The 13,100-nt window shown below is 60.1% G+C and carries 14 protein-coding genes; 7 read left to right on the plus strand and 7 right to left on the minus strand.

The genetic code is table 11. The features are described 5' to 3' along the window. The first annotated feature begins 7 nt into the window (after positions 1–7). A complete protein-coding gene (locus CFBP6623_RS10035) occupies positions 8–1,387 on the plus strand; it encodes an ATP-binding protein (protein ID WP_046797978.1) in 1,380 nt (459 codons plus the stop codon). Positions 1,388–1,466: 79 nt separating this feature from the next. Here the strand turns inward: CFBP6623_RS10035 and CFBP6623_RS10040 are convergent, their stop codons facing one another. From CFBP6623_RS10040 to CFBP6623_RS10055, 4 genes are all read right to left on the minus strand, one after another. Beyond that, a complete protein-coding gene (locus CFBP6623_RS10040; protein ID WP_046797977.1) occupies positions 1,467–1,808 on the minus strand; it encodes a tRNA-binding protein in 342 nt (113 codons plus the stop codon). A 27-nt stretch (positions 1,809–1,835) separates the two neighbouring features. Then, positions 1,836–2,654, minus strand: coding sequence for a pyrroline-5-carboxylate reductase (gene proC / locus CFBP6623_RS10045; protein ID WP_046797976.1), 819 nt, complete (start codon positions 2,652–2,654; stop codon positions 1,836–1,838). 2 nt (positions 2,655–2,656) lie between these two features. Continuing rightward, positions 2,657–3,157, minus strand: coding sequence for a YbjN domain-containing protein (locus CFBP6623_RS10050; RefSeq protein WP_046797975.1), 501 nt, complete (start codon positions 3,155–3,157; stop codon positions 2,657–2,659). Positions 3,158–3,586: 429 nt separating this feature from the next. Next, positions 3,587–3,850, minus strand: coding sequence for an accessory factor UbiK family protein (locus CFBP6623_RS10055; RefSeq protein WP_046797974.1), 264 nt, complete (start codon positions 3,848–3,850; stop codon positions 3,587–3,589). Positions 3,851–4,158: 308 nt separating this feature from the next. Here CFBP6623_RS10055 and lgt point away from each other — a divergent pair, with 308 nt between their 5' ends. The 6 genes from lgt to CFBP6623_RS10085 all read left to right on the plus strand — a co-directional run bounded on the left by lgt (position 4,159) and on the right by CFBP6623_RS10085 (position 10,193). After that, a complete protein-coding gene (lgt, locus tag CFBP6623_RS10060) occupies positions 4,159–4,971 on the plus strand; it encodes a prolipoprotein diacylglyceryl transferase (RefSeq protein ID WP_046797973.1) in 813 nt (270 codons plus the stop codon). 15 nt (positions 4,972–4,986) lie between these two features. After that, on the plus strand, positions 4,987–6,087 hold the full coding sequence (locus CFBP6623_RS10065; RefSeq protein ID WP_080841937.1) for a class I SAM-dependent methyltransferase: 1,101 nt from the start codon (positions 4,987–4,989) through the stop codon (positions 6,085–6,087). Between the two features lie 150 nt (positions 6,088–6,237). After that, the gene (gene pgeF, locus CFBP6623_RS10070) at positions 6,238–7,032 is read left to right on the plus strand and encodes a peptidoglycan editing factor PgeF (protein WP_046797971.1); all 795 of its coding nucleotides are present in this window, start codon (positions 6,238–6,240) and stop codon (positions 7,030–7,032) included. A gap of 1 nt (position 7,033) precedes the next feature. Beyond that, entirely contained in the window at positions 7,034–8,185 is a 1,152-nt protein-coding gene (locus CFBP6623_RS10075) for a M24 family metallopeptidase (RefSeq protein WP_046797970.1), read from the plus strand. A gap of 90 nt (positions 8,186–8,275) precedes the next feature. Further along, the gene (locus CFBP6623_RS10080) at positions 8,276–9,040 is read left to right on the plus strand and encodes a hypothetical protein (RefSeq protein ID WP_046797969.1); all 765 of its coding nucleotides are present in this window, start codon (positions 8,276–8,278) and stop codon (positions 9,038–9,040) included. A 220-nt stretch (positions 9,041–9,260) separates the two neighbouring features. Next, positions 9,261–10,193, plus strand: a complete 933-nt coding sequence (locus CFBP6623_RS10085; protein WP_046798416.1) for a ribose-phosphate pyrophosphokinase — start codon at positions 9,261–9,263, stop codon at positions 10,191–10,193. A gap of 293 nt (positions 10,194–10,486) precedes the next feature. On the opposite strand, the gene CFBP6623_RS10090 is transcribed toward CFBP6623_RS10085, so the two are convergent. From CFBP6623_RS10090 to CFBP6623_RS10100, 3 genes are read right to left on the minus strand one after another with little or no spacing between them, the layout of a single operon-like run. Next, positions 10,487–11,335, minus strand: coding sequence for a phosphatase PAP2 family protein (locus tag CFBP6623_RS10090; RefSeq protein WP_046797968.1), 849 nt, complete (start codon positions 11,333–11,335; stop codon positions 10,487–10,489). After that, positions 11,325–12,818 (minus strand): ArnT family glycosyltransferase, encoded by a 1,494-nt coding sequence (locus tag CFBP6623_RS10095; protein WP_080842536.1) that lies wholly within the window; start codon positions 12,816–12,818, stop codon positions 11,325–11,327. Before CFBP6623_RS10095 ends, CFBP6623_RS10090 begins: the two co-directional genes overlap by 11 nt. After that, positions 12,811–13,098, minus strand: a complete 288-nt coding sequence (locus CFBP6623_RS10100; protein ID WP_046797966.1) for a lipid-A-disaccharide synthase N-terminal domain-containing protein — start codon at positions 13,096–13,098, stop codon at positions 12,811–12,813. The genes CFBP6623_RS10095 and CFBP6623_RS10100 overlap by 8 nt, the downstream gene beginning before the upstream one ends. Between the last annotated feature and the right edge of the window lie 2 nt (positions 13,099–13,100).

Here is a 13,100-nt window from a genome sequence, read left to right on the forward strand (position 1 = left end):
CACGGCCATGGCAAGCCTCGATTTTCTCAGTACGGTCAAAAAAAGTGGTATAGCAAAGGCTTGGCGCTCGTTTGCCAGAGGGCTGCGCCATTGGCTGCCCACCGGGCTTTATACACGTTCGCTGCTGATCATCATTTTGCCGATGATCCTGCTTCAGGGCGTGGTCGCCGCCGTCTTCATGGAACGCCACTGGCAGCTGGTGACGGAACGTCTTTCCGCCGCCGTGACGCGCGATATTGCCGCAATCATCGAGCTCCTGCAAACCGACCCCGAGGAAGATGACTACCAGCGCGTCATCCGCATTGCCCGCGAGAAGCTGGATCTCAGCGTCTATATCGAACCCAAGGCAGACCTGCCCGCGCCGAGGCCGGAGCCGCTGTTTTCGATCCTCGACAGAATTCTGGCCGATCAGTTGACGCAGCAGATCGGCAGGCCGTTCTGGATCGACACCTATGGCAACGGCTCGCTGGTCGAAATCCGCGTCCAGCTGGACGACAAGACCCTGCGCGTCTTCACCAGCCGCAGCGCAGCCTATGCCTCAAATACCCATATCTTCCTCGTCTGGATGGTCGGCGCATCGCTGGTGTTGATTGCTATCTCGATCCTCTTCCTGCGGGGGCAGATCAAGCCCATCGAAGCGCTTGCCAAAGCGGCAGAGAATTTCGGCCGCGGCCAGAAGATCAGCGCCTATTCTCCCCGCGGCGCAGATGAAGTCCGGCGGGCGGGTCTCGCCTTCATACTGATGCGCGAACGCATCGAGCGGCAGATGGAACAGCGCACGGCCATGCTGAACGGCGTCAGCCACGACCTGCGCACCATCCTCACCCGTTTCAAGCTGCAACTGGCTCTGGCAGGCGATAATCCGGACCTTGAAGGGTTGGACAAGGATGTCGAGGACATGCAGTCAATGCTGGAGGCCTATCTGACCTTTGCCCGCACCGATGTCGAAGAGGACGTCGGCACGCTCGAACTTCCCGCACTTCTGGAGAAGATCGGCCATGATTTCGAGCTTCACGGCAAGAAATTCAGCTACGAGCTTTATAATATCGACCGCATCATCGCGCGCCCGAATGCTCTTTCCCGCCTCGTCGCCAATCTGGCGGAGAATGCCCGGCGTTATGCGACCAATCTGCACATCGATATCCGCAAGGCGCCGCGCTCCATCATCATGACCTTCGATGATGACGGCGCGGGTATTCCGGAAGCTTCTAGAGAGGATGTCTTCAAGCCGTTCTTCCGGCTGGATGAAGCGCGCAACCTCAACGCCTCCGGTACGGGACTTGGCCTCTCCATCGTCCGCGACATCGCCCGCAGCCATGGCGGCGACGTATCGCTGGATGACAGCCCCTTGGGCGGACTGCGGGTGATCGTCAAAATCCCGGCGTAGGACGCCGAACAGAAAACTGTCATGAGGCGTTCGGGAGTCCCGTGCTCAACCTGAAAGATCGAGCGCCCGTGCTGTTATCTCAGCACATTTTCTCGCCGTTCGGCACCGGCCGTTCAACGGCGGCAAGCACGATATCACCGTTACCGTCGGCAAAGCCGAGCGTCAGGACCTCGGAGCGGAACGGACCGATCTGGCGCGGCGGAAAATTCACCACAGCCAGCACCTGCCGGCCAACCAGACTTTCCGGCGTATAATGCACCGTAATCTGTGCTGAAGATTTCTTGATGCCGATCTCAGGTCCGAAATCGATTTTTACCTTGATTGCCGGCTTGCGGGCTTCGGGAAAGGGTTCAGCCTCAACGATCGTACCGACACGAATGTCGACCTTCTCGAAATCGGCGTAGGAAATTTCACCGCTCATGCCCTGCTCCCACCTGCCTGCAATGCTTCAACCAGCAAGTTCTTCGGCGCGTTTTTTTGCCGCCGCAACCGCCTTGTCGAACAGCGGCTGCATACCATCGTCAGCCATCAGCACGGAAAGTGCCGCAGCCGTCGTGCCGCCCGGTGAGGTCACATTCTGGCGCAGCCGCGCCGCCTCGTCGGGGGACTGGTGCAGCAACTCGCCTGCGCCGGCGACGGTTTCTCGCGCCAGGCGCATGGCCACATCCGCCGGCAGACCGGCCTTACGGCCGGCTTCCGCCATGCATTCCACCAGATAAAAGACATAGGCCGGGCCGCTGCCCGAGACAGCGGTCACCGCGTCTATATCGCTTTCGGTTTCCACCCATTCGACCGGACCGCTGACCTTCAGCAATCCGTCCACCACAGCCTTAAGCTCCGGCGTTACCAGTTCATTGGCATAGGCGCCCGTCACACCGCGCCCCACCATGGCCGGCGTGTTGGGCATTGCCCGCACGGCGGCAACCGCGCCGAACTGCGACACGAAGGTGTCGATGGTCGTGCCGGCCGCAATCGATACAACGACGGTATCCGGCCCCAGCAAGGGCTTGAGAGACGGCAGCACGGCTTCCATCATCTGCGGTTTCACCGCCACGAAAAGAATGCCTGCCTTGACGCCCTGCGGAACGCTTGGACTATGCGCCGCGCCCGCTTCGGCAATCGTCGTGCGCATGGCATCGGAAGGGCCCGGATCGACGACGATGACCTGAGATCCCGGCACGCCCTTTTTCAGCCAGCCCGAAAGCATGGCGCCGCCCATATTGCCGGCGCCGACGAGGACGAGCGGACCAGAAGCCTTGTACACCATCGTCACGCTTCTCCGACGGTCTCGAACATGACCGCTTCGATTGCACTTTTCGCATCCAGCCCCGACCAGACGACGAACTGGAATGCCTGATAATATTGTTCGCAGGCTTCCAGCGCGCTGGAAAGCAGCACTTCCACCTGCTGGTTGTTCGGTTCGGCACCACCAGCCAGAAGCAATGACTGCCGGAAGATCACCACGTCTTCCTGCCGCCACAGATCGAAATGACCCATCAGCACCTGGCCATTGATCTGCGAGAGCAGGCGAATGACTTCGTTGACACGCTGGTCAGGTACCTTGATGTCGAAGGCGCAAGCCAGATGCAGCGCTTCGAAATCCTCCATCCACGCAAAGGAAACGTGATAGTCGGCCCAGTGGCCCGCCACCGTCATGGCGATCTCGTCTTCACCGGAACGCTCGAAAGACCAGTCGTTCGAGGCGGCGACAATCTCGATCATGTCCACGGGATTGGACTGACGCTCAATTTCAAATTCTATCAGGCTCATGCGGCACCTTCTCAGCCGGTATGGAATGTTCTGTTTTGAACGCCGGGCACAAAACGCACACACAAACCGGATTCAACATTTGAGACGATTGCCCGACACCAACAGAATTACGCATTCACCCTGTCCGGAGCTTACCAGGTCGTTTCGAATCATCATTTAAAATCAGTGTATAATGGCCGAGTCCTGCTGCCACCCCTCAGGCGCCATTTTTGCTTTTTGAACAGTGGATATCTTCTCCCCCATCACCTCAGGCGAGATACATAAGCGACTCTGGCGATTGCGTTTTTTGGAAGTGTCCACAGGCCCCAAAAAAATCGCGCTGGAGGCTGGTTACGGCAACCAGAGATTAGTTCGGGTTGCATGGCCCGTAAACAAAAAGTCCCGGAATCGCAGGCGATCCGGGACCCATCAGGAAAAAGCGCTAAAGAATCAGTCGTTAGTGGCCGAAAGCTTTGCTTCCAGAGCCTCGATGCGGGCGCGCAGCGCGTCGTTTTCATCACGCGCCTTGATGGCCATTTCACGCACCGCGTCGAATTCCTCACGCTTGACGACATCAAGACTGTTCAGCCAGCGATCGGCCTGTGCATGAAGGGCGGCTTCCGCTTCCTTGCGCACGCCCTGCGCCGCGCCGGCCGCATCGGTCATCAGCTTGGCGAATTCATCCAGAATACGGTTGGTGCCTGTCGTGCTCATGGCGCTGGTCCTTCGTCGGTTCAGGGAGCGTTCCATTCCCTGCTGTTGATGCCTTTCAGGTAGGTGCTCGGCAGCCGCCTTGCAAGCGAAATCGAAAAATGCGGCCTTTCGCTGCAGCGCCCGACATCGCAATCCGCTCACGAAAAATCACCTTGACCGCCGCCTCGGCAATCGCCATTTTCCTTGGCGTCAGGGAGACCGGTGAGCATCATCGCCCGGCCCCTTGAGGCAATGGATCATTCTGTTGTCCGCCCAGCAACGATGACGGAATATACGGATTGTTAGCCGCTCCCACTCAACTTGCCATCATGCCATTTCCCAATATCGATCCGGTTGCGCTCTCCATCGGGCCTCTGGCGATCCACTGGTATGGCATTGCCTACGTCGCCGGCATCATGCTCGGCTGGTTTTATGCCCGTCGCCTCGCCCGCACGGATCGCCTGTGGCCAAACGATACGTCGCCGATCTCGGCACAGCATCTTGACGATTTTATCCTGTGGGCAGCGGGCGGCATCGTGCTCGGCGGCCGCATCGGCTACATCCTGTTTTACGATCTCGGCGCCGTTGCCGCCAACCCGATACGGGCGCTGGAAATATGGAACGGCGGCATGTCGTTCCATGGCGGGCTTATCGGCACTACCATTGCCATGATCCTCTTTGCCCGCAAGAACGGCATCCCGGTCTGGAGCATGTTCGATGTCATTGCGGCCGTGGCACCCATCGGTCTGCTGTTCGGCCGCATCGCCAATTTCATCAATGGCGAATTGTGGGGGCGCATCGCCGACGTTCCATGGGCAGTCGTGTTCCCAACCGGCGGTCCGTTTGCGCGGCACCCGAGCCAGCTTTATGAAGCTGGCCTCGAAGGCCTTGTGCTCGTCATCATTCTGGCCATTGCCATCTATGCCTTCAAGGCGCTGAAGACGCCCGGCGTCGTCACCGGCATCTTCGTCTGCGGTTACGCGCTGTCGCGCATCTTCGTGGAATTCTTCCGCGAGCCGGACGCCCAGATCGGTTATCTGGCCGGCAACTGGCTGACCATGGGCATGGTGCTCTCCACACCCATGTTCCTTCTGGGGCTGTGGGCGGTCCTTCGCGCGCGCGGCGCGGCAAAAAGCGCCTGAGCGGTATGGCCTGCCATGACCACACCGCTTGCGCAACGCATCAAATCCCTTATCCGGCTCAACGGTCCGCTCAGCGTCACCGATTATTTCTCGCTTTGCCTCGCTGATCCCGAACACGGATATTACAAGAGCCGCGAACCCTTCGGCCGCTCGGGTGATTTCATCACCGCACCCGAGGTCAGCCAGCTTTTCGGAGAAATGCTCGGGGTTTTCGTTGTCCATGCCTGGCAGCGGCACGGCGCACCGGCTCAAACGCAGCTGGTGGAAATTGGCCCCGGTCGCGGCACCATGATGTCGGACATGCTGCGCGTCATCCGCCGCATCGCCCCGCCGCTTTACGAAACGATGCGGGTACATCTGGTGGAAACCAGTTCCCGCCTTTCCACAATCCAGAAGGAAACGCTTGCCGACCATGCCGACCGGCTGACATGGCATGAAAGTTTCGACGTGGTGCCCGAAGGCTTCCTGCTCCTCGTCGCGAACGAACTTTTCGACGCCATTCCGATCCGGCAATTCGTGAGAACACCGCAGGGTTTTCGCGAACGGGTCGTCAGTCTCGATGCGAATGACGAGCTTGTCTTCTCGACCGGCCTTGCCAGCATCGACCCGGCCCTTTTGCCGCCGCAGCCTGAACGACAGCCGCTTGGCACCATATTCGAAGTTTCACCCGCCCGCGAAGCCGTGATGACGGCCATCTGCCAGCGCCTGTCGGCCCATGGCGGTACGGCGCTCGCCATCGATTACGGCCATCTGGTCGCCGGGTTTGGCGACACCCTGCAGGCCATGCGAAACCATGCCTTCGACCCGCCATTGGCACATCCGGGCGAGGCCGACCTGACGAGCCACGTCGATTTCGAAAGCCTCGTAAAAACAGCGCAGGCAACCGGCGTCCATATCAATGGCACACTGAGGCAGGGTGACTTTCTCTATGGCCTCGGCCTTAAGGAAAGGGCGAGCGCACTTGCCGCAAAAGCAACACCTGACCAGACCCTGGACATAGCCGAAGCGGTCAACCGTCTCGCCGGCGAAGGGGCCGGCAAGATGGGGGAACTTTTCAAGGTCGTCGCCGTTTCAAGTCCCGCGCTTCATCTCATGCCGTTTCGCGCGGTGGATTGACAGCGCAATAACCTCTGGGCCAACATCGCCGCGACACACGAAGCAGGCACACTGCATCACACACGCCGCGCAACGCCGCAGCAACAGGAAACATCTCGCTTAACGCACCCCACTGGCCAACAGCGATATTCTCCAAGGAACTCCCGCACCATGCAGAACGCAACGCTGCCGCTCCCCATCCAGAGCCCCCTGCTCGCCGCCTCTAGTGAAAACCGTGTTCGCCACGGTTTTTTCACCCGGCAGGGCGGCGTCTCCTCAGGGCTTTATCAGGGTCTCAATGTCGGTCTCGGCTCGCATGACGAGCCTGAACTTGTGCAGGAAAACCGGCGGCGCGTGGCGCAATGGTTCGGCCTGTCCGCGGAACGCCTCGCCACCGTGCATCAGGTCCATTCCCCTGATGTCCTCGTGGTCGATGAAAACTATGATGGCAACCGCCCGCAGGCCGATGCAATGGTGACGGCGACGCCGGGTTTCGTGCTTGGCGTGCTGAGCGCCGATTGCGGCCCGATCCTGTTTGCCGATGCCGAAGCCGGTGTCGTGGGCGCTGCCCATGCCGGCTGGAAGGGTGCATTGTTCGGCGTTCTCGAAAACACCATCGAGACCATGACAAAGCTGGGCGCCAGCCGCGAGCGCATCTCCGCCTCACTCGGCCCCTCCATCAGCCAGAGCAATTACGAGGTCGGGCCGGAATATGTGGCGCGCTTCACCGATATCGATCCGGCTTACGCGGTTTATTTCACCGAAGCGGATAAGCAGGGCCATGCCCTCTTCGATCTCAAGCGGTTCACCATCGACCGCCTGACCAAAGCCGGCGTAAAGGCGGAAAATCTCGGCCTCTGCACCTATCCTGACGAAGAACGTTTCTATTCCTACCGCCGCACGACCCACCGCGCCGAACCCGATTATGGCCGGCAGATTTCCGCAATCGCAATTCTGGAGGACTGACATGGCCCTGCACTTCGAGCTTTCGGAATTCGATGCCCGCCGCGAGCGGCTGATGGCGAAAATGGCGGAAGAGAAGCTGGATGCCCTGCTGCTTTTCGCGCAAGAAAGCATGTATTGGCTGACGGGTTACGACACCTTCGGCTACTGCTTCTTCCAGACGCTGGTGGTCAAGTCGGACGGCTCCATGACATTGCTGACCCGCTCGGCCGATCTGCGTCAGGCGCGCAACACCTCGATCATCGAAAATATCCTCATCTGGGTCGACCGGCCCAATGCCGACCCGACGCTCGATCTTAAAAATCTCCTGAGCGATCTCGACCTGCTCGGCGCAAAGATCGGCGTGGAATACGATACCCACGGCATGACCGGCCGTGTCGCCCGCCTGCTGGACAACCAGCTTGCCAGCTTCGGCCAGATGGTTGACGCCTCCTACCTCGTCAGCACGCTCAGGCTCGTCAAAAGCCCGGCCGAGATTGCTTATGCCCGCAAGGCCGGCCAGCTGGCTGACGACGCCCTCGACGCGGCGCTGCCACTCATCAAGCCCGGCGCGGACGAAGCCGCAATTCTCGCAGCGATGCAGGGCGCGGTGCTGGCGGGCGGCGGCGATTATCCCGCCAATGAATTCATCATCGGCTCCGGTGCCGACGCGTTGCTATGCCGTTACAAGGCCGGCCGCCGCAGGCTCGATACCAAGGACCAGCTGACGCTGGAATGGGCCGGCGTCAGCGCCCATTACCACGCCGCGATGATGCGCACGGTGGTAATCGGCGAACAGGATTTCCGCCAGAAGGAGCTTTACAGCGCGTGCCTGCAAAACCTCACCGCCATTGAGGACGTATTGCGGCCGGGCAAGACCTTCGGCGATGTCTTCGACGTGCATGCCCGCGTGATGGACGAGCGCGGATTGACCCGTCACCGGCTGAACTCCTGCGGTTATTCGCTGGGCGCGCGTTTCTCCCCTTCCTGGATGGAGCATCAGATGTTCCATGCCGGCAATCCGCAGGAGATTACCAGCGACATGACGCTATTCGTGCACATGATCGTGATGGACTCCGATGCCGGTACCGCCATGACGCTCGGCCAGACCTATCTGACCACGGACGGCGCTCCGGAGCCGCTCTCACGCCATAGCCTCGATCTTCTCACAGCTTAAATCACTACCGGGTTTGACAGAGCGGGAAAACCGCCCTTACATTGCCGCCACCTTGGGCAAGAAGGAGCGGAACATGAGAGAAAACGTCACATGAGCCGGACGGGGTGTGTCTCCCCTTTCCCAGCCCTTGTCTTTCCAGCTCTTGCCGTTCCGGCACTGGTGCTGGCCCTTTCGGGCTGCAACACCACGGAGGCGCTGACCCCGCAGGTGGATGTTGGCCACAACACCTCACAATCGACGCCGGTAACCCAGGGCGATCTCGACCAGATGGCCGCCGCTGCCGACCGCGCGCCGGCAGGCGCTTCAGCAACCGCATCTTCCGTGCCGGCCTATGCGCCGCAGAATTCCTTGCAGGCGCAGGCACAGGCGCTTTCCAGCGGCAGCCAGTATGGTGAGCCGCTTGGCCAGGCCCCTTCATCCGCACCATCCCCTGCGGGTGGCCAGCAACCGCCCCTGCAACAAACGGCCTCGCTTGCTCCTGCCGGTTCCGGCAATACCATCCGCTTCCTGCCGATCATCGGCGCGCCCGTTCAGGCCGTCACGCCACTCTCGCGGCAACTGGGTGCCGAAGCACGGGCGAAGGGACTGACCATCCGCGCCTCCAACGACAATTCGGCCGAAAACATCCTGAAGGGATATTTTTCCGCCTTCGCCGATGGCGGCAAGGTCAATGTCATTTACGTCTGGGACGTTCTGGATGCCAATGGTGTGCGGCTCCACCGTCTTCAGGGACAAGAGACAGTGGCCGCCAAAGGCAGCGATCCATGGGCCGCCGTGACCGACAGGGTCATGCAGGATATCGCCGCAAAAACGCTCAACGACTATTCATCATGGAAGCAGTCTCAAAGGGGATGAGGTGAAACGGCGGGAGAAGTCACAGAGATTTCATGAAAATCATTGCGAAAGCGCTGAGTCCTCTTGCAATCGGAAGCAACAGCGCTATTAAGGCGCGCATGGCAACAAGGCGTGTCCGGCAAAGGCTTTTCGGCCGGATGTTCCTCCCCTTGAACGACGCTTGGTTACGGCAGACAGACTTCCGTAGCGCAAGGCGATGGCATGGAAACAGGCGGCCGCAATGAAGGTTTTCGCAGGCAATTCGAACCGGCACCTTGCCGAAGCGATCTGCAAGTATCTCAACGTTCCTCTCGGAAATGCCACCGTAAAGCGGTTTGCTGATCAGGAAATATTCGTAGAAATCAGTGAAAACGTACGTGGTGAGGACGTTTTCGTCGTTCAGTCCACATCGTTTCCGGCAAATGATCATCTGATGGAACTGCTCATCATGATCGATGCCATGCGCCGCTCTTCGGCAAAGCGCATCACCGCGGTGCTTCCCTATTTTGGTTATGCCCGCCAGGATCGCAAAGCCGGCCCCCGCACCCCGATTTCCGCCAAACTCGTCGCCAATCTGATCACCGAAGCCGGCGCCGACCGCGTCTTGACGCTCGATCTTCACGCCGGCCAGATCCAGGGCTTTTTCGATATCCCGACCGACAATCTGTTCGCAGCCCCCATTCTGGCCCGCGACATCAAGGAACATTACGACACCAACAACGTCATGGTCGTTTCACCTGACGTCGGCGGCGTGGTGCGCGCCCGCGCCCTGTCGAAGCGTCTGGACTGTCTGCTGGCCATCGTCGACAAGCGCCGCGACCGTCCAGGTGAATCCGAAGTCATGAACGTTATCGGTGATGTTTCCGGCAAGGACTGCATCCTGATCGATGACATCATCGATTCCGGCGGCACACTTTGCAATGCAGCCGAAGCGCTGCTGAAGAAAGGCGCCACCAGCGTCACCGCCTATATTACCCACGGCGTACTTTCCGGCGGCGCAGTTGCCCGCGTGGCCTCCTCGAAGCTGCGCGAACTCGTCATCACCGACAGCATCCAGCCGACCACCGGTGTGCAATCCGCGCATAATATCCGCGTCATCAGCACGGCGGGCCTGCTCGGTGAAGCAATCAACCGCACCGCGCAGGAACAGTCGGTGTCCGGCCTGTTCGACTGACGCTGCCGTCATCTCCTCGCGCTCAGTCATCCTCGGGCTTGACCCGAGGATCCTTTGATTTCAAAGAGTTATGGATCCTCGGGTCAAGCCCGAGGATGACCGACGGTTTGAAAACCTCGCATCCGAGCGTCCGCTGAACGCATGCGCGTTTCAAGCAAAAAAATCGCACTATTTATATTGTTGGGAACACAAGCCGCCCTGCAGCACGTGTTCTCGACCAAAGGTCGCTGCCTTTCGCCTCACGGAAACCATTGACGCGTTAAAGCGCAATCGCAAGAATCATTCTGCATACCTCAAGACGATGCAGCGCCCGCATCCGGCGGACGCTGCAGGCGTGTGGCGGCGGCCTTGATTTTCGGCCACCAGCGCCTGGCCCGCACACGCACGGCATGGCTGCCATTGCGCCACAGGCTGACGGTATCGGCCGTAACGGCATCACTCGTAAACAGATGTCGATGGCGACCGATTGCCAGCGCCCGGTAGAGAAACAGCGTCGTCAGTGCTGAAAACAGGACTGACATCACCACATCGCTGAGGAAATGCCCGCCGGCCGCGATACGAAGACCGGACATGAAGATGACTGCACCGGCGGCGAAGCTGCCCATCACAACACGACCGCGCCATTTCAGGCGGGGCCAGACAAGCGCGCAGAGCGGCAGGAAAAAGCTGGCGATCAGTGCCGTTTCCCCCGACGAAAACGAACAGTTCGAAAAACACTGCGTGCTGAACTGAAAGGGCGGTGTGAAAAGCTGCTGCCCGCCGAAATCGCTGACGCTGAATGGCCGGGCACGACCAACATTGGCTTTCAGCACGCCGTTGACCAGAAGCCCGGCACACAAAACAACCGGCCCGCAGAGGAACGCCCATACGCGCCAACCGGTACGCTGCACGGAACCAAGCCGGATGTTGCCGATAAAGACGATGAAGGCCAAAATGGTGGCGAGTTCCGTCAGCTCGCGCAATGTATCGCGAAACCACTCGGGAAGCGGTTCGCGGCCAGACCACAAACGCCCCTCGGGAGAAAAAAACAGGGAAGAAACCCCAAGATCGATAGAGGGAAAGGTCGCAAACAGGATGACAAGCGCCAGGGTGACGAACATTACCCAGATCGTGATCCGCATATGCGAAAGATCATTGTCCATTGGCGCCTCCCGGAATGCATTGTGGCGGCAGGCGCCATAGCCCGATTTCCCTGCCTTCGAGGAAGCCCGGCCCGGCGGTCCAGCGCACAACCGGCGCTTCGCCGGCCAGGCAGGCCGGCAGACCATCCATGCTTGCCAGGAACAGGGGATTTTTCGCCTCACCGGCTTTCAGCGGATAAAGAAGCGCGTAGTGGCTGGAAGGCACGCCGGTTTCCGGCAATGCGCGCGTCAGCACCTGTTTTTCGTCCCGCAACTGATAAAAAAGCTCGGCCAATATGGAGCGATCGGAAGCGACAATGGCATCCGCCCCCGTTTCCTTCGCCCGCGTAAAACCGGTAGACACCAATTCCGACCGGCCGAGATAACGCTTCATCGCCAGTTCACCGCTCGGCAGGCGCAGTTCCGTCCCGGTAATTGTCATGACGGGCAGCACGACGGCGACAATACCACCAAGCACGAGGGTGGAAACCGTCAGCCAGCGTCGGGATGCCAGTACCGGCACCGCCAGAAGCACACCCGCCGCATAAGCCCCGACGGCCCAGTTGGCCAGCGCCCGCGACATCAACCCCTGCGCCGTGATCAACAGCACGATCGGCACCGAAAGAGCGACCAGCGCCCGGGTTTCGGCATTCTTGGCGCGCAATGTCGCTACAATCATGGCGACAAAGACGAACGGCCCGACAACACCCGCCTGCGAGAAGAAAAACTCAAGCGCCGGACCGATTTTCAGCTGAACGCCATGCCAGTTGGCATTGTCAGCCGTATGGCGCGCGGTCATGAAATCATGCGCCGCATTCCACCACAGATTGGGAGCGATGACCGCGACGCAAACAAGGGCGGCAACGCCTGCGTCCCGCAGCCGGATGCGCCAGCCCATGCAAAGCCAGCCAGCCGCGATGAAGCAGGGCAGGAAATAGATCATCGCATATTTCGACATCAGGCCGAGGCCGAAACAGAGACCGAACGCAACGCTCCAGCCCACCGCCGCCCTGCCCTCACCGCGGGCCTGCGCCAATTTGCGCACCGAAATCATCGACAGCACGATAAACAGCATCATCGGCGTATCGGTCGAGATCAGCAGGCTGCCGAGCGTCACGGCGGGCAGCGTCAGATAGACGACGGCGGCGAGCGAAGCCAGCCTGACATCGTAGATCATCCGCCCGAGAACAAGGATGGCCGCCGCAGCGATGCCATGCACCACGGGTGCGGCCAGCCGCACCTGAAAAGTGCCCTCGCCGCCGCCCAGAATGCTGAAGGCGCGGATGAGCCAGCCGATCAGCGGCGGTTTGGAATAAGCGCCGAGAGCCATCTCCCGGCCCCACAGCCAATATTGCGCCTCATCAACGAACAGATCGGTTCGATTGAAGGCAAGACCGAGGACGCGCAGCGCCGTCACAAGCACGATGGCCGTAAGCGCCAGCGTCATCCATTGGCGCTGCTGGCTCGCCTGCGCATAGGGCAAAGCCGCTGCTCCGTCATGCATGCTGGCGGCGTTCTGCATGGATCAACCAGAGATTTCGGGCATAGATGAACAGGCCGGACGCCTGTCCGATGATGAAGACCGGGTCGCGACGCCAAACCGCATAGGACAACAGCACAAGGCCGCCGAGAACGGAAAAATACCAGAAGGCCACCGGGATGACCGAACGGTTGGCCCGTTCCGACGAAATCCACTGAACCAGAAAACGCATGGTGAACAGCATCTGGCCCATGAAGCCGGTCATGACCCAGAGAAATTCCTCCCAGCTGTTCACATGCAGCATGG

Origin of the sequence: Agrobacterium tumefaciens (genome assembly GCF_005221385.1) — a bacterium.
Taxonomy (GTDB): domain Bacteria; phylum Pseudomonadota; class Alphaproteobacteria; order Rhizobiales; family Rhizobiaceae; genus Agrobacterium; species Agrobacterium tomkonis.